Raw genomic sequence first — 24,563 nt, forward strand, 5'->3', positions numbered from 1 at the left:
CTCCGTTGAGGCGGAACAGCACCCCTCCGGCCGCGTCTAAGATGCGGCGCATGAGCTATGGGCAGGGGGGACCTCAGTCCCAGTGGGATCCGTGGAAACCGAACTCCCAGCAGCCGTGGAGCGGCGGCGCCGCCGACGCGAGCCCTGACTGGGCCGCGCTCGCCGAGGCGTCCGAGTCCCGCAACAAGCGCCGACGGCTGCTCTTCATAGGCGGGGGCGCGCTCGCGACACTCGCGATCGGCACCGCCGTGGCCATGGCCGTGGTGTCGGCCAACGGGGAGGACGAGGCGAACCGGCCCACGTCCTCCCTGCCCGCGACCGCCGATCTGCCGAGCGCGTCCTCCACCGTGTCCTTCGCCCCGACCAGCGCGCCCCCACCGCTGGACCCGAAGGACTTCATCTCCAGCAAGGCCAAGGACACCGCACCCCTCGGCCCCGACCTGCTCTTCCCGGGCCGGCAGCTGACGATGGGCTCGAACGTCTACCAGAAGGCGACCAAGGCGGACACCACCGACTGCGCCACCGGTGTCCAGGGCACCCTGCCCAAGGTCCTGACCGCCAACGACTGCACCCGTCTGCTGCGCGTCACCTACGTCAAGGACGGCGTCGCGGTGACGGTCGGCGTGGCCGTCTTCGACACCGAGGCCCAGGCCCTCGCGGCCAAGGAGCAGGCCGACAACAAGAGCTTCGTCAAGGCCCTCACCGGCGGCGACGTGAAGTCGTTCTGCAACGGCGCCGTCTGCCGCTCGACGACCAACTCCTACGGCCGCTACGCCTACTTCACCATCGCCGGCTTCACCGACGGCACGGACGTGACGACGAAGGACACCGAGGTCTTCACCACCGGTGACGACCTCGCCGAGTTCACGTTCCAGCAGATCCACCGCCGCGGCGAGACCCAGGCGACGGCCGCGGCGAACGAGTGACCCCCGGGCCGGCCGGGTCCTGTCGTCAGCAGCAGCCGACGGCCGGACCGGGCAGCGTCCGCCTGTTCCGCGCCTCCTCGCTGCGGGCGGCGAGCAGCTCGTCGGCCGGGTAGCCGACCTCCTCCAGCGTCAGCCCGTGCGGCCGTACGACGTGCACGGCAGAGTCCCGCACGCCGGCGGCGAGGACCTTGCCCGGCCACTCCGGTCCCCGGTGCCCGTCCCCCACGAACAGCAGCGCCCCGATGAGCGAGCGCACCATGTTGTGGCAGAAGGCGTCGGCCCGGACGGTCGCCGTGATGATCCCGTCGGCCCCCTTCTCCAGGCTCAGCTCCTGGAGGGTGCGGATCGTGGTCGCCCCCTCCCGCTTCTTGCAGTAGGCGGCGAAGTCGTGCTCGCCGAGCAGCCGCCGCGCGGCCTCGTTCATGGCGTCGACGTCCAGCGGCCAGTCGTGCCACAGGACGTGGTTGCGCAGCAGCGGGTCCACGCCCCCGGGGTTGTCCGTGACCCGGTACGCGTACCGCCGCCAGACCGCCGAGAACCGGGCGTTGAAGCCGCTCGGCGCCTCGCGCAGCGCCCACACCCGCACGTCCTTCGGCAGCCGCCCGGCGAGCCGCTTCAGCAGCTTCTCGTGGTGCTCCACCCACACCTCGCGGGGCAGATCCACATGGGCGACCTGTCCACGGGCGTGCACCCCTGCGTCGGTCCGCCCGGCCACGGTCAGCTCGTACGTCTCCCGGGACCGGGTGACGGTCCGCAGGGCGTCCTCGATCTCCCCCTGCACGGTCCGCCGTCCCCCGGCCTGCTTGGCCCAGCCGGAGAACTCGGTGCCGTCGTAGGAAAGGTCCAGCCGCACCCGTACGCACCCGGGCTGTACTTCGTCACTCACCCCTAGATCCTCTCAGCAACGCGAGAGCGGGCCCGCCCCCGAAGGGCGGACCCGCTCAGCACAAGGCAGTGCCTCAGGCGTCCTTGGACTCCTCGGCCGGAGCCTCGGCGGCCTCGTCGGCGGCCGGAGCCGCGTCCTCGGCCTTGGTCTCCTCGGCGGCCTTGGCCTCGTCGGCCTCCTTGACGGCGCGCTTGGTGGCGGCCTCGGCCTCACCGGTCGCCTGCTGCGCCACCGTCAGCGCCTCGACCAGCTCGATGACGGCCATGGGCGCGTTGTCGCCACGGCGGTTACCGATCTTGGTGATGCGGGTGTAGCCACCCGGACGGTTCTCGTAGCGCGGGCCGATCTCGGTGAAGAGCGTGTGCACGATGCTCTTGTCCGTGATCACCTGGAGCACCTGACGGCGGTTGTGAAGGTCGCCCTTCTTCGCCTTGGTGACCAGACGCTCGGCGTAGGGGCGCAGCTTGCGCGCCTTCGCCTCGGTGGTGGTGATACGGCCGTGCTCGAACAGCGCCTTCGCGAGGTTCGCGAGGAGCAGCTTCTCGTGCGCGGCACTGCCGCCCAGACGGGCACCCTTGGTGGGCTTCGGCATGGTTCTTCTCCTGTGTGTCTGCCCCGGCCGTATCAGGTACCGGGGTCAGTATCCGAGCAGGCGGTCGCCTGTCGGAGATCCGGCACTTCTCCAGTGCCGGAGGGTCCGCCGCCCCAGGGGCGCGGGGAACTGCGCGACCAGCCACAGCCGGCCGGCAGCCGCGATCGAACCCGGCGGGGCCTCCACCCGAAGGCGGCCGCCCCGCCGGAGGCGATCAGTACTGCTCGGTCTCGACGAACCCGGCGTCCGCGTCGTCGTCCGCGCCGAAGGCGTCGGCCGCGGCGGTCGGGTCGAATCCGGGCGGGCTGTCCTTCAGGGCCAGGCCCATGCCGGCCAGCTTCGCCTTGACCTCGTCGATCGACTTCGCACCGAAGTTGCGGATGTCGAGCAGGTCGGCCTCGGAGCGGGCCACGAGCTCACCCACGGAGTGGATGCCCTCGCGCTTGAGGCAGTTGTACGACCGAACGGTGAGCTCCAGCTCCTCGATCGGCAGCGCCAGGTCGGCGGCGAGGGCGGCGTCCGTGGGGGACGGGCCCATGTCGATGCCCTCGGCGTCGATGTTGAGCTCGCGGGCGAGACCGAACAGCTCGACCAGGGTCTTGCCGGCGGAGGCCATGGCGTCACGCGGACGCATCGCCTGCTTGGTCTCGACGTCGACGATCAGCTTGTCGAAGTCGGTGCGCTGCTCGACACGGGTGGCCTCGACCTTGTACGTGACCTTGAGAACCGGCGAGTAGATCGAGTCGACCGGGATGCGCCCGATCTCCTGACCGACCTGCTTGTTCTGCACGGCGGAGACGTAGCCGCGACCGCGCTCGACGGTCAGCTCCATCTCCAGCTTGCCCTTGCCGTTGAGCGTGGCGAGGACGAGGTCGGGGTTGTGCACCTCGACACCGGCCGGGGGCGCGATGTCGGCGGCGGTGACCAGACCCGGGCCCTGCTTGCGCAGGTACATCACGACCGGCTCGTCGTGCTCCGAGGAGACGACCAGCTGCTTGATGTTGAGGATCAGGTCGGTGACGTCCTCCTTGACGCCCGGCACGGTGGTGAACTCGTGCAGCACGCCGTCGATCCGGATGGACGTGACCGCCGCACCCGGGATCGAGGAGAGGAGGGTCCGGCGCAGGGAGTTGCCGAGGGTGTAGCCGAAGCCCGGCTCCAGCGGCTCGATCACGAACCGGGAGCGGAACTCGTCGACGACCTCTTCGGTCAACGAGGGACGCTGAGCGATCAGCATGTGTGGATCAGATCCTTCATTCGTGGACGCCCGCTATTTGACGTCCGACGGAGACCGCACCCTGTGGGGTGCGGGTACTGCAAGGGTACGGGCGGCACGGCCCTTTCAGGGTGCCGTACCGCCCGGATCCTCGAAGCGAGGGTGCCTCAGACGCGGCGGCGCTTCGGCGGACGGCAGCCGTACTGCGACATGTGGGGGAAGACCCCCACACCCCCAGCCGGACGCCGAGCCGCCGTGAGCCCGTGCCTCAGACGCGGCGGCGCTTCGGCGGACGGCAGCCGTACCGCGACATGCGGGGGGCGACCCCCACACCCCCAGCCGGACGCCGAGCCGCCGTGAGCCCGTGCCTCAGACGCGGCGGCGCTTCGGCGGACGGCAGCCGTTGTGCGGGGTCGGGGTGACGTCCTGGATGGAGCCGACCTCGAGGCCCGTGGCCTGCAGGGAGCGGATGGCGGTCTCACGACCGGCGCCCGGGCCCTTGACGAACACGTCGACCTTGCGCATGCCGTGCTCCTGGGCGCGGCGGGCAGCCGACTCGGCGGCCATCTGCGCGGCGAACGGCGTGGACTTGCGGGAGCCCTTGAAGCCGACGTGGCCGGCGGAGGCCCAGGAGATCACGTTGCCGGCCGGGTCCGTGATGGACACGATCGTGTTGTTGAACGTGCTCTTGATGTGCGCCTGGCCGTGCGCGACGTTCTTCTTTTCCTTGCGGCGCACCTTCTTGGCAGCGCCCTGACGACCCTTGGGGGGCATCTATTACTCCTACGGGAGGTGGTCGGTCCTACAGCGAAGACCGCTGGACGGCGAGTCCGCTGCGGACTACTTCTTGCCCGGCTTCTTCTTGCCGGCGATGGCGCGACGCGGGCCCTTGCGGGTGCGGGCGTTGGTGCTGGTGCGCTGACCGCGGACGGGCAGACCGCGACGGTGACGCAGACCCTGGTAGCAGCCGATCTCGACCTTGCGGCGGATGTCGGCCTGGATCTCGCGACGGAGGTCACCCTCGGTGCGGATGTTGGCGTCCACGTACTCGCGGATCGCGACGAGCTGCTCCTCGGTGAGGTCGCGAACTCGGGTGTTCGGGTCGACGCCGGTCGCAGCCAGCGTCTCCTGCGAGAGGGTCCGGCCGATGCCGAACACGTAGGTGAGGGCGACCTCCACGCGCTTGTCGCGCGGGATGTCAACACCGGAAACGCGTGCCATTCAATGGCTCCTGGTGATTGTCGGAGGTCTTCCGCAGAACCGGCCCCCAGCCGCCGTACGAGGTACGAACTGGGTCCCCGGCCTCCGAGCCGGGGGTGTCAGGCGATCGCTCGCCCGGGTTCTGCGTATGAACATATTCAGCTCGCGTCGCGCGAAGATTCTGCGTGATGCAGAGGGGTGAGATCGGTTGCGATCAGCCCTGGCGCTGCTTGTGGCGCGGGTTGTCGCAAATGATCATGACCCGGCCGTGACGGCGGATCACCCTGCACTTGTCGCAGATCTTCTTGACGCTCGGCTTGACCTTCATGGGATGTGAGGTTCTCCGGGTCAGTTGCCGGCCACCCCGCGCTCACGCGCGGGGCATGGGCAAGATCTACTTGTACCGGTAGACGATCCGGCCACGGGTCAGGTCGTACGGAGACAGCTCCACCACGACCCGGTCGTCAGGGAGGATGCGGATGTAGTGCATACGCATCTTGCCGCTGATGTGTGCCAGGACCTGGTGGCCGTTCTGGAGCTCGACCTTGAACATGGCGTTCGGCAGAGACTCGACGACAGTGCCCTCGATCTCGATGGCACCTTGCTTCTTGGCCACGCTTCGCCCTTCGAATCGACTACCTTGATCGACTCTCGCGCTGTCCCTTGCGGGCGCATGCAGACATGCGGGTGCACCAGAGCCGACGAGTCAGTCTACGTCAGCGCACCCGGAAAGACGAATCGGGAAAGCCTGCCCCATGCGGGAGATCCTTATGCGGCGAATTCGGGGCGGCAGCAATAGCCCGTCCGGCCTTTGAGGACGAGGCCGTCCAGGCCGAAAGCGGGGTCCGGGGGCGCAGCCCCCGGCGACGGGAAGGGAAGGGGCGGCGGGGGCGACACCGACCGAGGCCGGCCCCCCGCCGGGGAACCTCAGGCCAACGGATCCGGCGCGGCCTCGACCCCGTGCTCCGCCAGCTTCGCGCGACCCCCGTCGGGAGCCGTCAGCACCAGCGGACCCTCCTCCGTCAGGGCGACGGAGTGCTCCCAGTGCGACGACCACGTGCCGTCCGTGCTGACGACCGTCCAGTCGTCGGAGAGCACCTGGGTCTTCGGGGTGCCGAGCGACACCATCGGCTCGATCGCCAGGCAGAACCCCGGAACGAGCTTCGGCCCCTTGCCCCTGCGGCGGTCGACGTAGTTCAGCAGGTGCGGGTCCATGTGCATCTCGGTGCCGATGCCGTGGCCGCCGTAGTCCTCGACGATGCCGTAGCGGCCGCCGCCGGGCTTCGGCTGGCGGCGGATGTACGTCTCGATGGCGCGGGAGACGTCGACGAGCCGGTTGCCCTGCTTCATCGCCGCGATGCCCGCCCACATGGACTCCTCGGTGACCCGCGAGAGCTCGATGAGCTCCGGGGAGTGACCGGAGCCCACGAAGGCCGTGTAGGCCGCGTCGCCGTGCCAGCCGTCGACGATCGCGCCGCAGTCGATGGAGATGATGTCCCCGTCCTTGAGGACGACCTCGTCGGAGGGGATGCCGTGGACGACGACCTCGTTCACGGAGGTGCAGATCGTCGCGGGGAAACCGCCGTAACCGAGGAAGTTCGACTTCGCCCCGTGCTCGGCGAGCACCTTGCGGGCGACCGCGTCCAGGTCCTTCGTCGTCGCCCCCGGCACGGCCGCCTCCCGGGTCGCGGCGTGGATGGCGGCGACGACCAGCCCCGCCGCACGCATCTTGGCGATCTGCTCGGGGCTCTTGATCTGCACCATGGGGACTACGGCCTTTCTTGGACCGGCGACACGACGGAAACGAACGCTTCAACGATACGGGGGAACGGACCACCCCCACACAGCAGCCGCGGCCCCCCGAAGGGAACCGCGGCTGCGCGGACGTGCAACGACTACTGGTCGTCGCCCTCGCGCTTCAGCGCCGCCAGGGCGCGCTGCGTGACCTTGTCCACCGGGCCCATGGCCTCGATGGTCACCACCAGGCCCTGGGCCTTGTAGTAGTCGATGATCGGCTCGGTCTGCGTGTGGTAGACCTCCAGCCGCGTGCGGACCGTGTCCTCGGAGTCGTCGTCGCGCTGGTACAGCTCGCCGCCGCAGACGTCGCAGACGCCCTCCTGCTTCGGCGGGCTGTACGTGACGTGGAAGACGTGCGCGGAGTCGTTGCGGCAGATGCGCCGGCCGGCGATCCGCTTGACGACCTCCTCCTCGGGGGCCTCCAGGTCCAGTACCGCGTCCAGCTTGATGCCCTCGCCCTGGAGGAGCTCGTCCAGCGCCTCGGCCTGCGAGACGTTGCGGGGGAAGCCGTCCAGCAGGAAGCCGTTCACGGCGTCCTCCTGGTGCATGCGGTCCTTGGCCATGGCGATGGTGACCTCGTCGGGTACCAGTTCGCCCTTGTCCATGTAGGACTTCGCGAGTTTCCCGAGCTCCGTCTGCTGGCTGATGTTTGCGCGGAACAGGTCACCCGTGGAGATGTGCGGGACACGCAGCTTCTCGGCCAGGCGAGTGGCCTGCGTTCCCTTTCCGGCGCCCGGCGGCCCGACGAGGACGATTCGCATCAGCGGAGGAACCCTTCGTAATTGCGCTGCTGGAGCTGGCTCTCGATCTGCTTCACCGTCTCGAGGCCCACACCCACGATGATCAGGATGCTGGTGCCACCGAACGGGAAGTTCTGGCTTGCCCCGAAGCCAACCAACGCCATCGTCGGTACGAGAGCGATCAGACCCAGATACAGCGAACCCGGCCAGGTGATCCGGTTGAGCACGTAGGACAGGTACTCAGCGGTCGGTCGGCCAGCCCGGATGCCCGGGATGAAGCCACCATACTTCTTCATGTTGTCGGCGACTTCCTCGGGGTTGAAGGAGATCGCCACGTAGAAGAACGCGAAGAAAACGATGAGCAAGAAGTACAAGCTGATGTAAATGGGGTGGTCGCCCCTGACCAGGTGCGCCTCGATCCACGTCTTCCACCCGGAGTCCCCGCTGGAGAACTGGGCGATCAGCGCCGGGATGTACAGCAGCGACGAGGCGAAGATGACCGGGATCACACCCGCCTGGTTCACCTTGAGAGGGATGTACGTCGAGGTGCCGCCGTAGGAGCGGCGGCCGATCATCCGCTTCGCGTACTGCACCGGGATGCGGCGCTGGGCCTGCTCGACGAAGACGACCAGGGCGACCATGACCAGGCCGACCAGGATGACCGTGCCGAACTCGATCCAGCCGTCCGCCAGGGTGCCCTGCTTCTTGATGGCCCACAGCGCGGAGGGGAAGGTGGCGGCGATCGAGATGAACATCAGGATCGACATGCCGTTGCCGATGCCGCGGTCGGTGATGAGCTCACCGAGCCACATCACGACGGCCGTACCGGCGGTCATGCAGATGACCATGGTGATCGTGGTGAAGATCGCGCGGTCCGGGACGATGCTCGACGCGACGGTGCAGCCGGAGAAGAGCGCGCCGCTGCGGGCGGTGGCCACCAGACCGGTGCCCTGGAGGATGGCGAGCGCCACCGTCAGGTAACGCGTGTACTGCGTGATCTTCGCCGTGCCGGCCTGGCCCTCCTTCTTCAGGGCCTCGAGACGCGGAATGACCACGGTCAGCAGCTGAAGGATGATGCTCGCCGTGATGTACGGCATGATGCCCAGCGCGAAGACCGTGATCTGCAGCAGCGCGCCGCCGCTGAACATGTTGACCAGACCGAAGAGGCCCTGGTTGCCGGAGGCCTCGTCCACACAGGTCTGGACACTCTTGTAGTCGACACCCGGGATCGGGATGTGGGTGCCGACCCGGTAGACCACGATGATGCCGAGCGTGAAGAGCAGCTTCTTGCGCAGGTCGGGCGTCCTGAACGCCCGGGCGAACGCGGTGAGCACGGTGCCTCCTGCGACCCCCGCGCATCTGCGTCAAGGGTGACGGTCTTGAGGGATAAGAACAACGACATGTGTAACGGTCCACTGCCGCGCAAGGTGCCCCATGGGAAGCATCTTGTGAAAGTGGGCAGTGCAGGTCACCTTACCGGCGACACACCCGCCCTAGGAACGACCGACCGGGGATACCCCATATGTGGGGTATCCCCGGTCGGGATCGCTCAAGTCATCGAGACGCCTGATGGACTCAGACGAGCTCGGTGACGGTACCGCCGGCGGCGGTGATCTTCTCCTTGGCGGAGCCGGAGACGGCGTCGACCGTCACCTGGAGCGCCACGGAGATCTCGCCCTGGCCGAGAACCTTGACGAGGCTGTTCTTGCGAACGGCACCCTTGGCGACGAGACCCTCGACGGTGACCTCGCCACCCTCCGGGTACAGCGCCGCCAGCTTGTCGAGGTTCACGACCTGGAACTCGGTCTTGAACGGGTTCTTGAAGCCCTTCAGCTTCGGGAGGCGCATGTGGAGGGGCATCTGCCCACCCTCGAAGCGCTCCGGAACCTGGTAGCGGGCCTTCGTGCCCTTGGTACCACGACCGGCCGTCTTACCCTTCGACGCCTCACCACGACCGACACGGGTCTTGGCGGTCTTGGCGCCCGGGGCGGGACGGAGGTTGTGGATCTTGAGCGGGTTGTTCTCCGCCATGATCAGTCGACCTCCTCGACCGTCACGAGGTGGCGGACGGTGTGCACCATGCCGCGGAACTCGGGGCGGTCCTCCTTGACGACCACGTCACCCAGGCGCTTGAGGCCCAGGGTACGCAGGGTGTCGCGGTGGTTCTGCTTGCTGCCGATGTAGGACTTCGTCTGCGTGATCTTGAGCTGCGCCATGATTACGCACCCACCCCGGCACGCGCACGAAGCAGGGCCGCGGGGGCGACGTCCTCGAGCGGCAGACCGCGGCGGGCCGCGATCTCCTCGGGACGCTGCAGACCCTTCAGGGCCTCCACGGTCGCGTGCACGATGTTGATCGCGTTGTCGGAGCCGAGCGACTTCGACAGCACGTCGTGGATACCGGCGCACTCGAGCACGGCGCGCACCGGGCCACCGGCGATAACGCCGGTACCGGGGGACGCGGGCTTGAGCAGCACGACGCCGGCAGCCTTCTCACCCTGGATGGGGTGCGGGATGGTGCCCTGGATGCGGGGGACCTTGAAGAAGTGCTTCTTGGCCTCCTCAACGCCCTTGGCGATGGCGGCCGGCACCTCCTTGGCCTTGCCGTAACCGACACCCACGGTGCCGTCACCGTCGCCCACCACGACCAGCGCGGTGAAGCTGAAGCGACGACCACCCTTCACAACCTTGGCGACGCGGTTGATCGCGACGACGCGCTCAACGTACGCGGTCTTCTCGGCGGCAGCTGCGCCGCCGTCACGGCCCTTCCGGTCCCGCCGCTCGCCGCCACCGGCACCGCCACCGCGGCGCTGGGGTCCAGCCATTGGAATTACCTCTCTCTGTCTCCGCTAGCTACGGAACCAGGACTCAGAACTTGAGTCCGGCCTCGCGGGCGGCGTCCGCCAGGGCGGCGATGCGCCCGGCGTACTGGTTACCACCACGGTCGAACACGACGGCCTCGACACCGGCGGCCTTGGCACGCTCGGCGACCAGGGCGCCGACCTGCTTGGCCTGCGCGGACTTGTCGCCCTCGCCACCGCGGATCGACACGTCCAGGGTGGACGCCGACGCCACGGTGTGGCCCTTCAGGTCGTCGATCACCTGCGCCACGATGTGGCGGTTCGAGCGGGTCACGACGAGACGGGGACGCTCCGCCGTACCGTTGATCCGCTTGCGGATCCGGATGTGACGGCGCTTGATCGCGGCGCGCTTGTAGGCGTCGCCCTTCAGGATCTTCTGCCCGTATGCCATGGCTTACTTACCCGCCTTTCCGACCTTGCGGCGGATGACTTCGCCCTCGTACTTGACGCCCTTGGCCTTGTACGGGTCGGGCTTGCGCAGCTTGCGGATGTTGGCCGCAACCTCGCCGACCTTCTGCTTGTCGATGCCCTCGACCGAGAAACGGGTCGGGGTCTCCACCTTGAAGGTGATGCCCTCGGGGGCCTCGACCGTGATCGGGTGGCTGTAACCGAGCGCGAACTCGAGGTTCGAGCCCTTGGCGGTCACGCGGTAACCGACACCACTGATCTCGAGCTTCTTCACGTAACCCTGGGTCACGCCGGTGATCATGTTCGCCACCAGCGTGCGGGACAGGCCGTGCAGGGCCTTGCTCTGACGCTCGTCGTTGGGGCGGGTCACCTGCAGGGTGCCGTCCTCGCCCTTGGCGATCTCGATCGGCGCCACGACGGTGTGCGTCAGCGAACCCTTCGGGCCCTTGACCTCGACCGTGCGGCCGTCGATGGTGACGTCCACGCCGGCGGGAACCGCGATGGGGAGCTTGCCGATGCGCGACATAGCTGTTTCCTCCGTTCCCTTCTGCTACCAGACGTAGGCGAGGACTTCCCCACCCACGCCCTTCTTGCCGGCCTGCTTGTCGGTGAGGAGCCCGTGCGACGTGGAGATGATCGCCACGCCCAGGCCGCCGAGCACCTTCGGCAGGTTGGTGGACTTCGCGTACACCCGGAGACCGGGCTTGGAGATCCGCTTGATGCCCGCGATGGAGCGCTCACGGTTGGGGCCGAACTTCAGCTCCAGGACGAGGTTCTTGCCGACCTCGGCGTCCTCGACCTTCCAGCCCGTGATGAAGCCCTCCTGCTGGAGGATCTCCGCGATGTGAGACTTGATCTTGGAGTGCGGCATCGACACCGAGTCGTGGTACGCCGAGTTCGCGTTCCGCAGACGCGTCAGCATGTCTGCGATCGGATCAGTCATGGTCATGAATTGGCCTGTGGCCTCTCTCGCCGGGGTTTCCTGGTGCGCCATCCCTCTCCCCGATCCGAGACGGGACGGGTGCGGCGCGGTGGACCTACGGCGTAGTAAGTCGTACGGGCGGCAGACGCCCAACCCCACAAGCCTAAGGCATGCGGAGGTGGGCCCCTGCCGACCCAGATGCTTACCGAGAGCCCGGTGAATCCCTAAATACGGGGATTACCAGGAGCTCTTGGTCACGCCCGGCAGCTCGCCACGGTGAGCCATCTCACGAAGGCACACGCGGCACAGGCCGAACTTGCGGTACACGGAGTGCGGACGGCCGCAGCGCTGGCAGCGGGTGTACGCGCGCACACCGAACTTGGGCTTACGAGCAGCCTTGGCAATCAGAGCCTTCTTCGCCATCTCGCTCACGCCTCCTTGAACGGGAAGCCGAGGTGACGAAGGAGCGCGCGGCCCTCAGCGTCGTTGGTCGCCGTGGTGACCACGGTGATGTCCATACCCCGGACGCGGTCGATCTTGTCCTGGTCGATCTCGTGGAACATGACCTGCTCCGTGAGACCGAAGGTGTAGTTGCCACGGCCGTCGAACTGCTTGGGGGACAGACCGCGGAAGTCGCGGATGCGCGGCAGCGCGAGCGACAGGGTGCGGTCCAGGAACTCCCACATGCGGTCGCCACGGAGCGTGACGTGGGCACCGATCGGCTGACCCTCACGCAGCTTGAACTGCGCGATGGACTTGCGGGCCTTGGTGACGGCCGGCTTCTGACCGGTGATCGTGGTGAGGTCGCGGATGGCGCCCTCGATCAGCTTGGAGTCGCGGGCGGCGTCGCCCACACCCATGTTGACCACGATCTTGACGAGGCCGGGGATCTGCATGACGTTCTCGTACTTGAACTCGTCACGCAGCTTGCCCGCGATCTCCTCGCGGTACTTCTGCTTCAGACGCGGGGTCGTGGTGGTAGCCATCAGATGTCCTCACCCGTCCGCTTGGCAACGCGGATCTTGTTGCCCTCGTCGTCGAAGCGGTAACCGACACGCGTGACGACCTTCTTGCCGTCCTTCTCCACGACCAGCTGGACGTTGGAGACGTGGATCGGCGCCTCGGTGGTCACGATGCCGCCGGCCTGGGAACCGCGAGCGGTCGGGCCGGCCTTCGTGTGCTTCTTGACCCGGTTGACACCCTCGACCAGGACGCGGTCCTCGCGGGGGAAGGCCGCGATGACCTTGCCCTGCTTGCCCTTGTCCTTACCGGTGATGACCTGGACCAGGTCGCCCTTCTTGATCTTCATGCTTACAGCACCTCCGGCGCGAGCGAGATGATCTTCATGAACTTCTTCTCGCGCAGCTCACGGCCGACCGGGCCGAAGATGCGGGTGCCGCGAGGGTCGCCGTCGTTCTTCAGAATGACAGCGGCGTTCTCGTCGAAGCGGATGTACGAGCCGTCCGGACGGCGGCGCTCCTTGACGGTGCGAACGATGACCGCCTTGACGACGTCACCCTTCTTCACGTTGCCACCGGGGATCGCGTCCTTGACGGTGGCGACGATGACGTCACCGATGCCCGCGTAGCGGCGACCGGAGCCACCGAGCACACGGATGCAAAGGATTTCCTTCGCACCAGTGTTGTCGGCGACACGCAGTCGCGACTCCTGCTGGATCACGTCTATCTCCTGTTTGTCTGCCGGTTCCCCGGGAGCCGCTCAGCGGAGCGGCTCCCGGAGCCTGGCGGAACTGTCCTGCGAGGAATGCCCCGCAGGAACGTACTGTTTGGAATTCCCTTGCGGGAATTACCTACTTGGCCTTCTCGAGGATTTCGACGACGCGCCAGCGCTTCGTCGCGGACAGCGGCCGGGTCTCCGCGAGGAGGACACGGTCGCCGACACCCGCGGCGTTCTGCTCGTCGTGCGCCTTGAGCTTGTTCGTACGGCGGATGACCTTGCCGTACAGCGCGTGCTTGACGCGGTCCTCGACGGCGACGACGACGGTCTTGTCCATCTTGTCGCTGACGACGAGACCCTCACGGGTCTTGCGGAAGCCGCGGGCCTCTGCAGTCTGCTCAGTCACGTTGCTCTCACTCATCAGGCGCTCTCCACCGTCTCGATGCCCAGCTCGCGCTCACGCATCAGGGTGTAGATCCGCGCGATGTCCTTACGGACGGCCTTCAGCCGGCCGTGGTTCTCGAGCTGACCCGTCGCCGCCTGGAAGCGGAGGTTGAACAGCTCTTCCTTGGCCTCGCGGAGCTTCGCCAGAAGCTCCTCGTTGCCCAGCTCGCGCAGCTCGGACGCCTTGGTACCGGCCGACATCACGCTTCACCTGCCTCGCGCTTGACGATCCGGCACTTCATCGGCAGCTTGTGGGCGGCACGAGTCAGGGCCTCACGGGCGATCTTCTCGTTGGGGTAGGACAGCTCGAACATGACCCGGCCCGGGTGCACGTTCGCGATCCACCACTCCGGAGAACCCTTACCGGAACCCATGCGGGTCTCGGCAGGCTTCTTCGTCAGCGGGCGGTCCGGGTAGATGTTGATCCAGACCTTGCCACCACGCTTGATGTGGCGGGTCATCGCGATACGGGCCGCCTCGATCTGGCGGTTGGTCACGTACGCCGGCGTGAGGGCCTGAATGCCGTACTCGCCGAACGCGACCGTCGTACCGCCCTTGGCCTGACCACGGCGCTTCGGGTGGTGCTGCTTGCGGTGCTTGACCCTACGGGGGATCAGCATGTCGGTCAGGCCTCCGTTCCGGTGCTCTCAGCCGGAGCGGCGGCGGCAGCCTCGGCCTGGGGGGCCTCGGCGGCGGGAGCCTGCTGCTGCGGCTTACGACCGCGCCGCTCGCCACCACGGCCACCACGGGCCGGGCGGTCGGCGCCACCGCGGGCCGGGCGGTTACCCGCACGGGCGGCAGCGTTCTCGGCGCGGACCTCGGCGATGTTCTTGACGTCGCCCTTGTAGATCCAGACCTTCACACCGATGCGGCCGAAGGTCGTCTTGGCCTCGAAGAAGCCGTAGTCCACGTTCGCGCGGAGCGTGTGCAGGGGCACGCGGCCCTCGCGGTAGAACTCCGAGCGGGACATCTCGGCGCCGCCGAGGCGGCCACCGCACTGGATCTTGATGCCCTTGGCGCCGGCCTTCATCGCCGACTGCATGCTCTTGCGCATGGCGCGGCGGAAGGAGACGCGGGAGGAGAGCTGCTCGGCGACGGCCTGGGCCACCAGCTGGGCGTCGACCTCGGGGTTCTTGACCTCGAGGATGTTCAGCTGGACCTGCTTGCCCGTGAGCTTCTCGAGGTCGCCGCGGATGCGGTCGGCCTCGGCGCCGCGGCGGCCGATGACGATGCCCGGACGAGCGGTGTGGATGTCCACCCGCACGCGGTCACGGGTGCGCTCGATCTCCACCTTCGAGATGCCGGCGCGCTCCATGCCGGACGTCATCATCCGACGGATGGCGACGTCTTCCTTGACGTAGTCCTTGTACAGCTTGTCGGCGTACCAACGCGACTTGAAGTCGGTCGTGACACCGAGCCGGAACCCATGCGGGTTAACCTTCTGGCCCATTACCGGGTTCCTTCCTTGCTGCTGACGACCACGGTGATGTGGCTGGTCCGCTTGCGGATCCGGTAGGCACGGCCCTGGGCACGCGGCCGGAACCGCTTCAGGGTCGGACCCTCGTCGACGTACGCCTCGGAGATGTAGAGGCTGTCGGCGTCAGTGTGGTCGTAGTTGTGCGCGGCGTTGGCGATGGCGCTGTCCAGCACCTTGCCGACCGGCACGCTCGCGGCCTGCGGGGCGAAACGCAGGACCGCCTGAGCCTCCGTGGCGTCCATGCCACGGATAAGGTCCACCACGCGGCGGGCCTTCATGGGCGTGACGCGGATGTACCGCGCCTGGGCCCTGGCTTCCATGGTTGTCCTTCCAGTGTCTGTCATGGTCATTCCACCCCGCTGTTAGCGGCGCTTCGACTTCCGGTCGTCCTTGACGTGACCCCGGAAGGTGCGCGTCGGCGAGAACTCGCCGAGCTTGTGGCCGACCATCGACTCGGTGACAAACACCGGAATGTGGGTCTTGCCGTTGTGCACCGCGATCGTGTGGCCCAGCATGCTGGGGATGATCATCGAGCGACGGGACCAGGTCTTGATGACGTTCTTGGTGCCGGCTTCGTTCTGGGCGTCCACCTTCTTGATCAGGTGGTCGTCGACGAAGGGCCCCTTCTTGAGACTGCGCGGCATCTAAACCCGCTCCTAGCGCTTCTTGTTCGTCTTGCGGCGGCGGACGATGTACTTGTTCGAAGCCTTCTTCGGCGAACGAGTACGACCCTCCTTCTGACCCCACGGGGAGACCGGGTGGCGACCACCGGAGGTCTTGCCCTCACCACCACCGTGCGGGTGGTCGACCGGGTTCATCGCCACACCGCGAACGGTCGGGCGGACGCCCAGCCAGCGCTTGCGGCCGGCCTTGCCCCAGTTGATGTTGCTCTGCTCGGCGTTGCCGACCTCGCCGACCGTGGCGCGGCAGCGCTGGTCGACCAGGCGGATCTCACCGGACGGCATGCGGAGGTGGGCCATCGAGCCCTCCTTCGCGAGCAGCTGCACGGAGGCACCGGCGGAGCGGGCGAACTTGGCACCGCCACCGGGACGGAGCTCGATCGCGTGGATCGTGGTACCGACCGGGATGTTGCGGAGGGCCAGGTTGTTGCCCGGCTTGATGTCGGCCCCGGGACCGTTCTCGACGCGGTCACCCTGCTGCAGGTTGCGCGGGGCGAGGATGTAGCGCTTCTCGCCGTCGGCGTAGTGCAGCAGCGCGATGCGCGCGGTGCGGTTGGGGTCGTACTCGATGTGCGCGACCTTCGCCGGCACGCCGTCCTTGTCGTGACGACGGAAGTCGATCACGCGGTAGGCGCGCTTGTGTCCGCCACCCTGGTGGCGAACGGTCACACGACCGGAATTGTTACGGCCGCCCTTGCTGTGCAGGGGACGGACCAGCGACTTCTCCGGCGTGGACCGCGTGACCTCGACGAAGTCGGCGACGCTGGAGCCACGACGGCCCGGCGTAGTCGGCTTGTACTTGCGGATTCCCATTTCTCAGTCCTCGTCCGATATCGGACGATCCGGACCGCCCTCAGGCGGTCGGACCGCCGAAGATGTCGATACGGTCGCCCTCGGCAAGGGTCACGATCGCGCGCTTGGTGGCGGCACGCTGACCGAAACCGGTCTTGGTGCGCTTGCGCTTGCCCTGGCGGTTGATCGTGTTGACCCCGGTGACCTTGACCGAGAAGACCGCCTGGACGGCCTGCTTGATCTGGGTCTTGTTGGCGTTCGGGTCGACGATGAACGTGTACTTGTTCTCGTCGAGGAGCGCGTAGCTCTTCTCCGACACGACCGGCTTCAGCAGCACGTCACGGGGGTCCGTGTACGCCTTGCTGGGCGCGGTGACGACGGTGTTCTTGCCCTCGGCCTCGTGGCGGCGCGCCTTGGCGACGCGCGCGGCCTTGGCCGCCTTGGCGGCCTTGGAGGCGATGCTCGGGTGACGCGTAGCCATCAGGCCTCGCTCCCTTCGGTGTCGTTGGCCTTCGGGCCGGCGACGAAGGACTCGAGAGCGGCCTGGGTGAAGACCACGTCGTCCGAGACGATCACGTCGTACGTGTTCAGCTGGCCCGGCTCCAGGATGTGGACCTGGGGCAGGTTGCGGGCGGACAGCCACGCGGCCTCGTCGGCGCGGTCGACGACCAGGAGCAGGTTCTTGCGCTCCGAGATCTTGCCGAACAGCGTGCGAGCGGCCTTCGTGGAGGGGGTCTCGCCCTCGATCACGCCGGTGACGACGTGGATGCGGTTGTGGCGGGCCCGGTCGGTGAGGGCGTGGCGCAGGGCCGCGGCCTTCATCTTCTTCGGGGTCCGCTGCGAGTAGTCGCGCGGCACGGGACCGTGCACGACGCCACCACCGGCGAACTGCGGCGCGCGGGTCGAGCCCTGACGGGCGCGGCCGGTGCCCTTCTGGCGGTACGGCTTCTTGCCGCCACCACGGACTTCACCGCGGGTCTTGGTCTTGTGCGTGCCCTGGCGGGCAGCCGCGTTCTGCGCGACGACGACCTGGTGGATCAGCGGGATGCTGACCTTCTCCACGCCGAAGATCTCCGCGGGGAGTTCGACGCTACCGGTCTTCTCGCCGGCAGGCGAAAGGATGTCAACAGTGCTCATCGGTTACCTCAGGCCCCCTTGGCCGCGGTGCGGACCAGGACGAGGCCGCCGTTCGGACCAGGAACCGCGCCCTTGATGAGCAGCAGACCCTTCTCCGCGTCAACGGCGTGGACGGTCAGGTTCTGGGTGGTGACCCGCTCGTTGCCCATGCGACCCGCCATGCGGAGGCCCTTGAACACGCGGCCCGGGGTGGCGCAGCCACCGATGGAACCGGGCGAGCGGTGCTTGCGCTGGGTGCCGTGACCGGCGCCGAGGCCCTTGAAGTTGTGACGCTTCATGACACCGGCGAAGCCCTTGCCCTTGCTCTTGCCGGTCACGTCGACCTTCACGCCGGCCTCGAACACCTCAGCGGTGATCTCCTGGCCGAGCGTGTACTCGGAGGCGTCCGCGGTGCGGATCTCGACGAGGTGGCGACGGGGGGTGACGTCGGCCTTGGCGAAGTGGCCCTTGAGGGGCTTGTTCACCTTGCGCGGGTCGATCTCGCCGAAGGCGATCTGGACCGACTCGTAGCCGTCACTGTCGTTCGTACGGACCTGGGTCACGACGTTCGGGCCGGCCTTGACGACGGTGACCGGAACAACACGGTTGTTCTCGTCCCACACCTGCGTCATGCCGAGCTTCTCGCCCAGGATGCCCTTGATCTGCTTTGCCATCTCTCAGATCACCGGCCTCAGAGCTTGATCTCGATGTCGACACCGGCCGGGAGGTCGAGTCGCATCAGAGAGTCAACGGTCTTGGGGGTCGGGTCGAGGATGTCGATCAGGCGCTTGTGCGTGCGCATCTCGAAGTGCTCGCGCGAGTCCTTGTACTTGTGCGGCGACTTGATGACGCAGTACACGTTCTTCTCAGTGGGCAGCGGCACCGGGCCCGCGACCGACGCACCAGTGCGGGTCACCGTCTCGACGATCTTCTTCGCCGAGGAGTCGATGACCTCGTGGTCGTAGGCCTTGAGCCGGATGCGGATCTTCTGTCCCGCCATGGCTACTCAGTAGTCCTGTCTCTTCTAACGCTCTGGAACCTGGTGTTCCTCTACCCGATCCTCCGACCCACGCGGTCGGGCGTGTCGCGCTCCCGCTGACACGAATGTCCCTTGTTCGAACATCCCTGCGGGGAATGCACACGGCCCTACCGGAACCGCAGACCGGGGGCGGAAGGCCCACCGGGTGCCTGGCCGGTGCCGCACTCACACTTCCCGGAAGATTCCCGTACGTCCGCCCCAGCGCTGCCGTGTGGCAGTTAGGGCGACGAGTACTGTGGGACTCGCTTCCGGTCCTCCCGGCGGGAGGCGCGCAGCATCAACACTCGACCGAGCAACTCGGACAGTCTGCCATATGGGGCAGGGGCTCCGCCAATCGAGCCGGAGAGAATACCCCGAAGGTGATGTAGGTCAAACCGTTCGGGGCTCGTCCGGGATTCCGGGACCCGCGTGAAGGACTCGGAAAGCTCCTGTGTGCACCCGCACCGACGGACCGGTCCCCCCTCCGGCGCGCGCGTTCCCTGCGATGATCGTCGGACGATGAGATGCGTGGGGGCTCAACAGGGATGACCGGTTACTACAAGGTCGAGTTCGACGCGCTCGCGCGGCTCGTCGTCGACCTCGCCGAATGCGCGGACGGCATGCGGTCCGCGATGAGGAAGCTGAAGGACATCGGCCCGAAGGGCGCGGGCTCAGCCGAGCTCGAGGAAGCCTGCGACGACTTCCAGGAGAAGTGGGGCTACGGCATCGAGCTGATCGCAGACGCCACGGGTGGCATCACGGAGAAGGTCGCGCTGTCGGGGCGGCTCTACCAGCAGCTGGAGGACGAGGTCACCGGACTCGTGCAGTCCGTGAAGGTGGCCGACAGGTCCACGGAGGCTGCCGGCCAGTGATCCCCGATCCCACCGCGACGGCCGCGTCGACTGCGGCGGGCTCCGGCGCCGCACCACCGGCATTTCAGTTCCAGGTGCAGCAGGAGTTCCACGCCGTCCCCCTGCCCGTGGGGGCCGACGAGGACGTCTCCTCCACGCGGATGCGGCAGTTCGCGGGCGACTACTGGGGCGAGCGTGAGGACCTGGAGCCCCTGCGCAAGCTCACCACGGCCATGTACGCAGCGAACGCCCAGACTCTCGTCGAGGGCGGCACCGTCTACAACGCGCTCGGCGTCTTCCCCATCGGCGGCAGCGCGGACGGTTCCGAAGCTCCCGAGCGCATCAGCCGCGCCACGCTCACCGTGAGCGTGCGCCGTCTGGACAACCCCGACCCGGGCTTCACCGCCGCGGGCATCGCGGAGGCTCTGGACAAGGCGGGCGACGGCGGCGAGGTCCAGCTCGTCTCCCTTCCCGCCGGCCCCGCGGTCGTCCATGTCGCCGGGTCCCGTGCCGTGTGGACCCTGTCGGAGGCGGAGGGGAGACAGGAACGCTTCTTCGTCCGGATCGAGGTCTGGGTCCCGTTCCCCGCCGAGGACCGGTTGCTCCTGCTCTGCTTGAGCACAGCCGATGTCGAGGACCTCTACCACTACCAGGCCGTCCTCGCGGACATCGCCGACACCGTCGCCTTCGGCAAGACGCGGGCGTCCGCGGCCCCGCCGGAGACGGTCCCGCCTCCCCCCTCACCCTTCGGCTCCTACTGATCGCGTCGAGGAGATCGTCCCCATGAATCCACAGACGGCACAGACGTACGACGCACTCGGCTTCGATCCCGCACCGGGTGTGCCGTCGTCGGTGCACCAACTGGTCACCGCGCTCAGTGGAGTGGGCAAGCAGCTCCACGACGCGCACCAGACCCTGAACCGGCTGGGGAAAGCCGACGGGGCGTGGGTGGGCGAAGCGGCCTCCGCCTTCGCGAAGAAGACCGGCGTACTGCCGAAGTACCTGGCCACCGGGCACGACTCACTGATCGACGCCGCGCATGCGCTGCGCACCTGGGAGTCCCGGATGACGGATTTCCAGGCGCTGGCGCGTCAGTACGAACAAGAAGCCGCGGCGGCCAGGAAGACGCTGGAAGAAGCACGGAACAACCCGGACCTGGAGCTGGCGGGCCAGACGTTCGACACGGACGAGGAACTGCGCAACGCGCAACGGCGCCTGGACCGCGCGACGACACGGGTGAACGAGGCGAGCGACGATCTGGACGCGATCGTCGAGAAGGCGCGCGAGCTGCTGCACGACCACCAGGCGGCGGCGCGCGTCGCCGCGGGGTTGATCCGCAGGGCGGCCGAAGCCGCACCGGTCGAGTCCCTCCTCGACATGCTGGCCGACGCCGTCAAGGGCCTGGGCGACCGCATCAGGGACCTCGCGGGCGACCTCTGGGAATGGATCGAGAAGCATGCGGACACGATCTACGAGATCGGTGACTGGCTCGGCTACGCCAGTGCCGCCTGCGACGTCCTCGCGATCATCTTCTCCGAGACGATCATCGGCGCCGTCGTTTTCGAGGGCATCGGCATGGTGCTCAACGGGGGTGCTCTCCTCTTCCACGGTGTGGGCTGGGCAGCCGGAGCGAAGAAGGGCAACTGGATGGACATCGGCCTGGACCTCGTCGGTTTCGTGCCGTTCGGCGACCTCCTGCGGCTGGGGAAGGTCGGCAAGGGAATGTTCAAGGGTGTCAAGATCCCGATGAACGTCCTGGACTTCGGAGCGAAGGCCTCCGACGCCTGGAAGCGGGCGGACGACATCATCGAGCACGTCGGGGGGACCGCGAAACTGGGCGACGACGCCGAGGAATGGGTGATGCGCAACGTCAGCGCCCTCGGCAGCAAGGCCCATGCGATCCACATCACCGCGGACACCCTGGCGGACCGCTTCAAGGTCGCCGTAGCCAAGGAATTCGGTGACTACAACCTGTACCGGCCCGGTGCCGGGATAACGGATATCGCCTTCCAGAAGGTGATGCCCCAACTGATCGAGAACACCCCGCTGAGACACATCCCCACACTCGCGGACTCCGTCAGGCCGATCATCGACGACACCGGCGAGACCGTCGGCCGCTACATCGACCCCCGGTCCTGGACGGCACGCGGTTACGAGGCGACGCGCGGCGCGAAGAACCTCTACAAGGAGGGCGTGCGGATCGCGACCGAAGAGGTCCAGTACGGATCGGAGGTCGTCCACGAGAAGATCGACCGCGCCCGCGAGGTCGCAGGCGACGTCATCGGCGGCCTGGCCGACGCCAACCCGTTCGGATGACACCGTGGACCACAGCTCGTACGCGTTCCTGATCTCTCCGAACAACCCGATTCCGGTATCCGATCCGGGGTCACGGGGCCTGCCGGCCGACGCCGAGATGACATCGACGATCCGGCTGTCGACCGCCCGCCGCGCGGAGGACGCCCCTCTGGCCAGGGTGTTCACACCGCGATCCGCGCAAGGGGGGAACCGCGAGGCGCCGTCACCCTTCTGGATCCACGACGGACCGGGCGGCAGGCCGTGGTGCTCCGTCCACCCGGTCGCTCCGGACGGTTACGACGTCCACACCGTCGACGGCACGCCCCTGGCCAGGATCAGCCGCCGTGCGGGCAGGCTCCTGCCCTGGCCCCGCCGCGTCCGCTGGTCCGCGCGGCTCCTCGACACACCACGACCTGTCACGGGCAAGGAGGGCACCTGGTACGCCTGGCTCACCTACGCGGTGACGGCACCCTTCTGGTTCCTCTTCGCGCTCTGCGCGCTCGTGTACGCCTTCTTCGACGGAACTACGGACGACTACACGTTCAAGAGACCCGTCCGCACCTGTTGGCGCGCGCAGGGCGCCGGCACGGTCCTGGACTACCGGGGCGTCAGCGGGCTCTACCACTTCGAAGCGCGCCACCTGGACGTCCGGGTCGCCTACGCCCTGGCGGTCCTCCAGACCTGGGAACACAGGCGATAAGGATGCGCTCCCGCTGCGCTGACCGCAAGGTGTCCTGAACGGCGTTCGACCTCGCGCCGCGTACGCCCCGCTGTCCGCCCACGCGTCCGAGGCGAGAGCGAGTCGCGGGCCGCCCGTGCTCTACATCGCGGGGGGAATCCGGGACAAGGGCCGGGACGGGGACGTGCGTAATCCACTCGCCCGGCCCCGTCCCGCGCTCCTACGCTGACCAGGTACGTCGGTCGGCACGGGGAGCGTTTCAGCATGCGTACGCACTATCCGCGGACCCGGCATCTGCCCTGGTCGCCCGGGGCGAGTGCCGACGATCTGCGGGTCGCCGACCTGTCCGGCCTGCGCGGCCGCGAGGTCGTCGTCACCGAGAAGCTCGACGGCGAGAACACCACCCTGTACGCCGACGGCCTGCACGCCCGCTCCCTCGACTCCGCCCACCATCCCTCGCGCACCTGGGTCAAGGCGCTCCAGGCCCGCGTCGGCCCCGCCGTCCCCGAGGGCTGGCGGGTGTGCGGCGAGAACCTGTACGCCCGCCACTCGATCGCGTACGACGCCCTGGACGGCTACTTCTACGGCTTCTCGGTGTGGGACGACCGCGGCCGCTGCCTGGGCTGGGACCGGACCGTGGCCTTCCTGGAGGGGCTCGGGGTGCCCGTGCCGCGGGTGCTGTGGCGGGGCGTGTTCGACGAGCGGGCCCTGCGCGCCCTGCGGCTGGACCTCGAACGGCAGGAGGGGTACGTCGTCCGGGTCGTGGACGGGTTCGACGCGCGGGAGTTCGGGGCGCGGGTGGCCAAGTGGGTGCGGGCCGGGCACGTGCGGACGGACACCCACTGGATGCACACGGCCGTCGTCGCCAACGGGCTCGGCCCGCGGTCCGCGCTGTGGGCCGTGCGCTCGGGCGCGGCCGTCGAGCCGGCGGCGCTGGCGGAGGCCGTCGGGCTGCCCGGCGAGGGGGATCCGGACGCCGTCGCCCGCTTCGCCCCGGCCCGGCGGTCGGGGGACGACCGGCTCGCCGGCGTCCTGGCCGCCCTGCTGCACGGTGGCCGGCGGGCACGGATCGCTGCGCGGCTCGCCGGGGTGGTGGGCATGCCGCTCGCGCGCCGGGTCGCCGACCTCGTGGGGCTGCACCCGGCGCTGCACCGGCCGTACCCGGACGAGGACCGGCGGTCCGGCCTGGTGCGGCTGTCGTACGCCGCCGACCTCGGTCTGCTGCACGCCGTCGCCCGGGCCACCGCGGACACGGACGAGGCGCGCGAGCAGACGGAGTGGTCGGCGCTGCACGCCGAGGACGTCGTCGCCCTGGACGAGGACGCGCTGCGGGAGGCGTTCCGGGACCTGCCCGCCGACGTCGCCGTCCGGTGCCGGGCCGAGGCCCGGGAGGCGTACGCCGACGGGCGGATCGGCGGTCCCGCCGAGGCCGTCGCCGCGACCTGGCGCCTGCGGTCCGGCGCCTTCCCGAAGCTGGTCCACCTGTCCGGCCCGGCCGGCAGCGGCAAGAGCACCTTCGCCCGGCGGCTGCCGGGCGTGGACGCGTACGTCTGTCTGGACGACCTGCGCGAGGCACGCGGGGCGCGCGCCGACCAGCGGGCCAACGCGGACGTGCTGCGCGAGGGGCTGGCCCGGCTGGACGGTGCGCTGGCCGCCGGCGGGACCGTCGTGTGGGACGCCACCTCCCTGAACCGGCAGCAGCGCTCGCTCGTGCACGCGGTCGCCCACCGCCGCGACGCCCTGACCACCCACGCCGTGGTCCTGGTCGACGAGGACGAGCTGGTACGGCGCAATGCCCGCCGCGCGCACCCGGTGCCGCCGGACGTGCTCGCCGCCCAGCTGCGCCGCTTCGGCCCGCCCTATCCGGGAGACGCGCACCGCACCTGGTACGTCGGGGCGAGCGGGTCCGTGGAGGACGAGGTCTGAGGAAGAGACCGCAAGAAGAGGTCTCAGGGCGGAGGTCTCCGGTGGAGGCTTGAGGAAGACG

37 protein-coding genes are annotated in these 24,563 nt (G+C 68.3%); 6 read left to right on the forward strand and 31 right to left on the reverse strand.

Annotated elements, in window-relative coordinates:
• Nucleotides 1-50: 50 nt before the first annotated feature.
• The gene (locus ACZ3KJ_RS10425; protein ID WP_467526138.1) at nt 51-926 is read left to right on the forward strand and encodes a hypothetical protein; all 876 of its coding nucleotides are present in this window, start codon (nt 51-53) and stop codon (nt 924-926) included.
• Between the two features lie 25 nt (nt 927-951).
• Here ACZ3KJ_RS10425 and truA read toward each other — a convergent pair whose 3' ends face one another.
• The 31 genes from truA to rpsJ form a co-directional block, all read right to left on the reverse strand.
• A complete protein-coding gene (truA, locus tag ACZ3KJ_RS10430; RefSeq protein WP_467526139.1) occupies nt 952-1,812 on the reverse strand; it encodes a tRNA pseudouridine(38-40) synthase TruA in 861 nt (286 codons plus the stop codon).
• A 73-nt stretch (nt 1,813-1,885) separates the two neighbouring features.
• Nucleotides 1,886-2,404, reverse strand: coding sequence for a 50S ribosomal protein L17 (rplQ, locus tag ACZ3KJ_RS10435; protein WP_389513317.1), 519 nt, complete (start codon nt 2,402-2,404; stop codon nt 1,886-1,888).
• A 214-nt stretch (nt 2,405-2,618) separates the two neighbouring features.
• The gene (locus ACZ3KJ_RS10440; protein WP_003966937.1) at nt 2,619-3,641 is read right to left on the reverse strand and encodes a DNA-directed RNA polymerase subunit alpha; all 1,023 of its coding nucleotides are present in this window, start codon (nt 3,639-3,641) and stop codon (nt 2,619-2,621) included.
• A gap of 348 nt (nt 3,642-3,989) precedes the next feature.
• Nucleotides 3,990-4,394: a 30S ribosomal protein S11 gene (gene rpsK / locus ACZ3KJ_RS10445; protein WP_010354218.1), complete on the reverse strand. Its 405-nt coding sequence runs from the start codon at nt 4,392-4,394 to the stop codon at nt 3,990-3,992.
• A 66-nt stretch (nt 4,395-4,460) separates the two neighbouring features.
• Nucleotides 4,461-4,841 (reverse strand): 30S ribosomal protein S13, encoded by a 381-nt coding sequence (gene rpsM, locus ACZ3KJ_RS10450; RefSeq protein WP_401691428.1) that lies wholly within the window; start codon nt 4,839-4,841, stop codon nt 4,461-4,463.
• A gap of 193 nt (nt 4,842-5,034) precedes the next feature.
• A complete protein-coding gene (gene rpmJ, locus ACZ3KJ_RS10455; protein ID WP_003948619.1) occupies nt 5,035-5,148 on the reverse strand; it encodes a 50S ribosomal protein L36 in 114 nt (37 codons plus the stop codon).
• 66 nt (nt 5,149-5,214) lie between these two features.
• On the reverse strand, nt 5,215-5,436 hold the full coding sequence (gene infA, locus ACZ3KJ_RS10460) for a translation initiation factor IF-1 (protein WP_003948620.1): 222 nt from the start codon (nt 5,434-5,436) through the stop codon (nt 5,215-5,217).
• 311 nt (nt 5,437-5,747) lie between these two features.
• Nucleotides 5,748-6,584 carry a type I methionyl aminopeptidase gene (map, locus tag ACZ3KJ_RS10465; protein ID WP_389513315.1) on the reverse strand — a complete coding sequence of 279 codons (837 nt, stop codon included), beginning with the start codon at nt 6,582-6,584 and terminating at the stop codon, nt 5,748-5,750.
• Nucleotides 6,585-6,715: 131 nt separating this feature from the next.
• Complete coding sequence (locus tag ACZ3KJ_RS10470; RefSeq protein WP_389513313.1) at nt 6,716-7,378, reverse strand: adenylate kinase; 663 nt, start codon at nt 7,376-7,378, stop codon at nt 6,716-6,718.
• Nucleotides 7,378-8,691 (reverse strand): preprotein translocase subunit SecY, encoded by a 1,314-nt coding sequence (gene secY, locus ACZ3KJ_RS10475; RefSeq protein ID WP_389513311.1) that lies wholly within the window; start codon nt 8,689-8,691, stop codon nt 7,378-7,380. Before secY ends, ACZ3KJ_RS10470 begins: the two co-directional genes overlap by 1 nt.
• 241 nt (nt 8,692-8,932) lie before the next feature.
• Nucleotides 8,933-9,388, reverse strand: a complete 456-nt coding sequence (gene rplO / locus ACZ3KJ_RS10480) for a 50S ribosomal protein L15 (RefSeq protein ID WP_003974249.1) — start codon at nt 9,386-9,388, stop codon at nt 8,933-8,935.
• 2 nt (nt 9,389-9,390) lie between these two features.
• Complete coding sequence (rpmD, locus tag ACZ3KJ_RS10485; RefSeq protein WP_141359369.1) at nt 9,391-9,573, reverse strand: 50S ribosomal protein L30; 183 nt, start codon at nt 9,571-9,573, stop codon at nt 9,391-9,393.
• Nucleotides 9,574-9,575: 2 nt separating this feature from the next.
• Complete coding sequence (rpsE, locus tag ACZ3KJ_RS10490) at nt 9,576-10,181, reverse strand: 30S ribosomal protein S5 (protein WP_003998815.1); 606 nt, start codon at nt 10,179-10,181, stop codon at nt 9,576-9,578.
• 43 nt (nt 10,182-10,224) lie between these two features.
• Nucleotides 10,225-10,608, reverse strand: coding sequence for a 50S ribosomal protein L18 (gene rplR / locus ACZ3KJ_RS10495; protein WP_389513310.1), 384 nt, complete (start codon nt 10,606-10,608; stop codon nt 10,225-10,227).
• A 3-nt stretch (nt 10,609-10,611) separates the two neighbouring features.
• Entirely contained in the window at nt 10,612-11,151 is a 540-nt protein-coding gene (gene rplF, locus ACZ3KJ_RS10500) for a 50S ribosomal protein L6 (RefSeq protein WP_467526140.1), read from the reverse strand.
• 24 nt (nt 11,152-11,175) lie between these two features.
• Nucleotides 11,176-11,574 carry a 30S ribosomal protein S8 gene (gene rpsH / locus ACZ3KJ_RS10505; protein ID WP_014674378.1) on the reverse strand — a complete coding sequence of 133 codons (399 nt, stop codon included), beginning with the start codon at nt 11,572-11,574 and terminating at the stop codon, nt 11,176-11,178.
• Between the two features lie 210 nt (nt 11,575-11,784).
• Nucleotides 11,785-11,970, reverse strand: coding sequence for a type Z 30S ribosomal protein S14 (locus ACZ3KJ_RS10510; protein ID WP_003956452.1), 186 nt, complete (start codon nt 11,968-11,970; stop codon nt 11,785-11,787).
• Between the two features lie 5 nt (nt 11,971-11,975).
• The gene (gene rplE, locus ACZ3KJ_RS10515; RefSeq protein ID WP_016434630.1) at nt 11,976-12,533 is read right to left on the reverse strand and encodes a 50S ribosomal protein L5; all 558 of its coding nucleotides are present in this window, start codon (nt 12,531-12,533) and stop codon (nt 11,976-11,978) included.
• The gene (rplX, locus tag ACZ3KJ_RS10520) at nt 12,533-12,856 is read right to left on the reverse strand and encodes a 50S ribosomal protein L24 (protein ID WP_010036713.1); all 324 of its coding nucleotides are present in this window, start codon (nt 12,854-12,856) and stop codon (nt 12,533-12,535) included. Before rplX ends, rplE begins: the two co-directional genes overlap by 1 nt.
• 2 nt (nt 12,857-12,858) lie before the next feature.
• Entirely contained in the window at nt 12,859-13,227 is a 369-nt protein-coding gene (gene rplN, locus ACZ3KJ_RS10525; RefSeq protein ID WP_003998823.1) for a 50S ribosomal protein L14, read from the reverse strand.
• A 130-nt stretch (nt 13,228-13,357) separates the two neighbouring features.
• Nucleotides 13,358-13,645, reverse strand: a complete 288-nt coding sequence (gene rpsQ, locus ACZ3KJ_RS10530) for a 30S ribosomal protein S17 (protein WP_007384073.1) — start codon at nt 13,643-13,645, stop codon at nt 13,358-13,360.
• Entirely contained in the window at nt 13,645-13,869 is a 225-nt protein-coding gene (gene rpmC / locus ACZ3KJ_RS10535; RefSeq protein WP_003974259.1) for a 50S ribosomal protein L29, read from the reverse strand. The genes rpsQ and rpmC overlap by 1 nt, the downstream gene beginning before the upstream one ends.
• Nucleotides 13,869-14,288, reverse strand: coding sequence for a 50S ribosomal protein L16 (gene rplP, locus ACZ3KJ_RS10540; RefSeq protein WP_004927269.1), 420 nt, complete (start codon nt 14,286-14,288; stop codon nt 13,869-13,871). Before rplP ends, rpmC begins: the two co-directional genes overlap by 1 nt.
• Before the next feature lie 5 nt (nt 14,289-14,293).
• Nucleotides 14,294-15,118 carry a 30S ribosomal protein S3 gene (gene rpsC / locus ACZ3KJ_RS10545; protein ID WP_389513308.1) on the reverse strand — a complete coding sequence of 275 codons (825 nt, stop codon included), beginning with the start codon at nt 15,116-15,118 and terminating at the stop codon, nt 14,294-14,296.
• Nucleotides 15,118-15,465 (reverse strand): 50S ribosomal protein L22, encoded by a 348-nt coding sequence (gene rplV / locus ACZ3KJ_RS10550; RefSeq protein ID WP_019329637.1) that lies wholly within the window; start codon nt 15,463-15,465, stop codon nt 15,118-15,120. Before rplV ends, rpsC begins: the two co-directional genes overlap by 1 nt.
• Before the next feature lie 42 nt (nt 15,466-15,507).
• Nucleotides 15,508-15,789 (reverse strand): 30S ribosomal protein S19, encoded by a 282-nt coding sequence (gene rpsS / locus ACZ3KJ_RS10555; protein ID WP_132857210.1) that lies wholly within the window; start codon nt 15,787-15,789, stop codon nt 15,508-15,510.
• Nucleotides 15,790-15,801: 12 nt separating this feature from the next.
• Nucleotides 15,802-16,638, reverse strand: coding sequence for a 50S ribosomal protein L2 (rplB, locus tag ACZ3KJ_RS10560; RefSeq protein WP_030788280.1), 837 nt, complete (start codon nt 16,636-16,638; stop codon nt 15,802-15,804).
• A 40-nt stretch (nt 16,639-16,678) separates the two neighbouring features.
• Nucleotides 16,679-17,098 (reverse strand): 50S ribosomal protein L23, encoded by a 420-nt coding sequence (gene rplW, locus ACZ3KJ_RS10565; protein WP_385066698.1) that lies wholly within the window; start codon nt 17,096-17,098, stop codon nt 16,679-16,681.
• Complete coding sequence (gene rplD / locus ACZ3KJ_RS10570) at nt 17,098-17,754, reverse strand: 50S ribosomal protein L4 (RefSeq protein ID WP_389513306.1); 657 nt, start codon at nt 17,752-17,754, stop codon at nt 17,098-17,100. Before rplD ends, rplW begins: the two co-directional genes overlap by 1 nt.
• A gap of 8 nt (nt 17,755-17,762) precedes the next feature.
• Entirely contained in the window at nt 17,763-18,407 is a 645-nt protein-coding gene (rplC, locus tag ACZ3KJ_RS10575; RefSeq protein ID WP_356249902.1) for a 50S ribosomal protein L3, read from the reverse strand.
• 17 nt (nt 18,408-18,424) lie between these two features.
• The gene (rpsJ, locus tag ACZ3KJ_RS10580) at nt 18,425-18,733 is read right to left on the reverse strand and encodes a 30S ribosomal protein S10 (protein WP_003948644.1); all 309 of its coding nucleotides are present in this window, start codon (nt 18,731-18,733) and stop codon (nt 18,425-18,427) included.
• Nucleotides 18,734-19,296: 563 nt separating this feature from the next.
• Between rpsJ and ACZ3KJ_RS10585 the strand changes: the two genes are divergently transcribed.
• From ACZ3KJ_RS10585 to ACZ3KJ_RS10605, 5 genes are all read left to right on the forward strand, one after another.
• Nucleotides 19,297-19,623: a hypothetical protein gene (locus ACZ3KJ_RS10585; RefSeq protein WP_467526141.1), complete on the forward strand. Its 327-nt coding sequence runs from the start codon at nt 19,297-19,299 to the stop codon at nt 19,621-19,623.
• Nucleotides 19,620-20,363 carry a hypothetical protein gene (locus ACZ3KJ_RS10590; protein WP_467526142.1) on the forward strand — a complete coding sequence of 248 codons (744 nt, stop codon included), beginning with the start codon at nt 19,620-19,622 and terminating at the stop codon, nt 20,361-20,363. The genes ACZ3KJ_RS10585 and ACZ3KJ_RS10590 overlap by 4 nt, the downstream gene beginning before the upstream one ends.
• A gap of 22 nt (nt 20,364-20,385) precedes the next feature.
• Nucleotides 20,386-21,918 carry a putative T7SS-secreted protein gene (locus tag ACZ3KJ_RS10595; RefSeq protein WP_467526143.1) on the forward strand — a complete coding sequence of 511 codons (1,533 nt, stop codon included), beginning with the start codon at nt 20,386-20,388 and terminating at the stop codon, nt 21,916-21,918.
• Between the two features lie 97 nt (nt 21,919-22,015).
• Complete coding sequence (locus ACZ3KJ_RS10600; protein ID WP_467526144.1) at nt 22,016-22,597, forward strand: hypothetical protein; 582 nt, start codon at nt 22,016-22,018, stop codon at nt 22,595-22,597.
• Between the two features lie 243 nt (nt 22,598-22,840).
• The gene (locus ACZ3KJ_RS10605; protein ID WP_467526145.1) at nt 22,841-24,502 is read left to right on the forward strand and encodes an RNA ligase family protein; all 1,662 of its coding nucleotides are present in this window, start codon (nt 22,841-22,843) and stop codon (nt 24,500-24,502) included.
• Nucleotides 24,503-24,563 lie beyond the last annotated feature (61 nt).

It is taken from the genome of Streptomyces sp. NPDC003248 (assembly GCF_055563235.1).

Excerpts from the sequence above, each read along its gene's own strand:
- rplW (WP_385066698.1), bottom strand. The coding sequence starts at position 17,098 with ATGGCTACGCGTCACCCGAGCATCGCCTCCAAGGCCGCCAAGGCGGCC.
- ACZ3KJ_RS10585 (WP_467526141.1), top strand. The coding sequence starts at position 19,297 with ATGACCGGTTACTACAAGGTCGAGTTCGACGCGCTCGCGCGGCTCGTC.
- rpsQ (WP_007384073.1), bottom strand. The coding sequence starts at position 13,645 with ATGAGTGAGAGCAACGTGACTGAGCAGACTGCAGAGGCCCGCGGCTTC.
- ACZ3KJ_RS10510 (WP_003956452.1), bottom strand. The coding sequence starts at position 11,970 with ATGGCGAAGAAGGCTCTGATTGCCAAGGCTGCTCGTAAGCCCAAGTTC.
- map (WP_389513315.1), bottom strand. The coding sequence starts at position 6,584 with ATGGTGCAGATCAAGAGCCCCGAGCAGATCGCCAAGATGCGTGCGGCG.
- ACZ3KJ_RS10425 (WP_467526138.1), top strand. The coding sequence starts at position 51 with ATGAGCTATGGGCAGGGGGGACCTCAGTCCCAGTGGGATCCGTGGAAA.
- ACZ3KJ_RS10470 (WP_389513313.1), bottom strand. The coding sequence starts at position 7,378 with ATGCGAATCGTCCTCGTCGGGCCGCCGGGCGCCGGAAAGGGAACGCAG.
- rpmD (WP_141359369.1), bottom strand. The coding sequence starts at position 9,573 with ATGGCGCAGCTCAAGATCACGCAGACGAAGTCCTACATCGGCAGCAAG.
- ACZ3KJ_RS10605 (WP_467526145.1), top strand. The coding sequence starts at position 22,841 with ATGCGTACGCACTATCCGCGGACCCGGCATCTGCCCTGGTCGCCCGGG.
- rplC (WP_356249902.1), bottom strand. The coding sequence starts at position 18,407 with ATGGCAAAGCAGATCAAGGGCATCCTGGGCGAGAAGCTCGGCATGACG.
- rpsC (WP_389513308.1), bottom strand. The coding sequence starts at position 15,118 with ATGGGCCAGAAGGTTAACCCGCATGGGTTCCGGCTCGGTGTCACGACC.
- rpmC (WP_003974259.1), bottom strand. The coding sequence starts at position 13,869 with ATGTCGGCCGGTACCAAGGCGTCCGAGCTGCGCGAGCTGGGCAACGAG.
- rplD (WP_389513306.1), bottom strand. The coding sequence starts at position 17,754 with ATGAGCACTGTTGACATCCTTTCGCCTGCCGGCGAGAAGACCGGTAGC.
- ACZ3KJ_RS10595 (WP_467526143.1), top strand. The coding sequence starts at position 20,386 with ATGAATCCACAGACGGCACAGACGTACGACGCACTCGGCTTCGATCCC.
- rplB (WP_030788280.1), bottom strand. The coding sequence starts at position 16,638 with ATGGGAATCCGCAAGTACAAGCCGACTACGCCGGGCCGTCGTGGCTCC.
- rplF (WP_467526140.1), bottom strand. The coding sequence starts at position 11,151 with ATGTCGCGCATCGGCAAGCTCCCCATCGCGGTTCCCGCCGGCGTGGAC.
- rplR (WP_389513310.1), bottom strand. The coding sequence starts at position 10,608 with ATGGCATACGGGCAGAAGATCCTGAAGGGCGACGCCTACAAGCGCGCC.
- rpsH (WP_014674378.1), bottom strand. The coding sequence starts at position 11,574 with ATGACCATGACTGATCCGATCGCAGACATGCTGACGCGTCTGCGGAAC.
- ACZ3KJ_RS10600 (WP_467526144.1), top strand. The coding sequence starts at position 22,016 with ATGACATCGACGATCCGGCTGTCGACCGCCCGCCGCGCGGAGGACGCC.
- rpmJ (WP_003948619.1), bottom strand. The coding sequence starts at position 5,148 with ATGAAGGTCAAGCCGAGCGTCAAGAAGATCTGCGACAAGTGCAGGGTG.
- rplV (WP_019329637.1), bottom strand. The coding sequence starts at position 15,465 with ATGGAAGCCAGGGCCCAGGCGCGGTACATCCGCGTCACGCCCATGAAG.
- ACZ3KJ_RS10440 (WP_003966937.1), bottom strand. The coding sequence starts at position 3,641 with ATGCTGATCGCTCAGCGTCCCTCGTTGACCGAAGAGGTCGTCGACGAG.
- rplO (WP_003974249.1), bottom strand. The coding sequence starts at position 9,388 with ATGGCGGAGAACAACCCGCTCAAGATCCACAACCTCCGTCCCGCCCCG.
- rplQ (WP_389513317.1), bottom strand. The coding sequence starts at position 2,404 with ATGCCGAAGCCCACCAAGGGTGCCCGTCTGGGCGGCAGTGCCGCGCAC.
- rplX (WP_010036713.1), bottom strand. The coding sequence starts at position 12,856 with ATGAAGATCAAGAAGGGCGACCTGGTCCAGGTCATCACCGGTAAGGAC.
- rpsK (WP_010354218.1), bottom strand. The coding sequence starts at position 4,394 with ATGCCCCCCAAGGGTCGTCAGGGCGCTGCCAAGAAGGTGCGCCGCAAG.
- rpsS (WP_132857210.1), bottom strand. The coding sequence starts at position 15,789 with ATGCCGCGCAGTCTCAAGAAGGGGCCCTTCGTCGACGACCACCTGATC.
- rplE (WP_016434630.1), bottom strand. The coding sequence starts at position 12,533 with ATGGCTACCACCACGACCCCGCGTCTGAAGCAGAAGTACCGCGAGGAG.
- rpsM (WP_401691428.1), bottom strand. The coding sequence starts at position 4,841 with ATGGCACGCGTTTCCGGTGTTGACATCCCGCGCGACAAGCGCGTGGAG.
- rpsJ (WP_003948644.1), bottom strand. The coding sequence starts at position 18,733 with ATGGCGGGACAGAAGATCCGCATCCGGCTCAAGGCCTACGACCACGAG.
- rplP (WP_004927269.1), bottom strand. The coding sequence starts at position 14,288 with ATGCTGATCCCCCGTAGGGTCAAGCACCGCAAGCAGCACCACCCGAAG.
- rpsE (WP_003998815.1), bottom strand. The coding sequence starts at position 10,181 with ATGGCTGGACCCCAGCGCCGCGGTGGCGGTGCCGGTGGCGGCGAGCGG.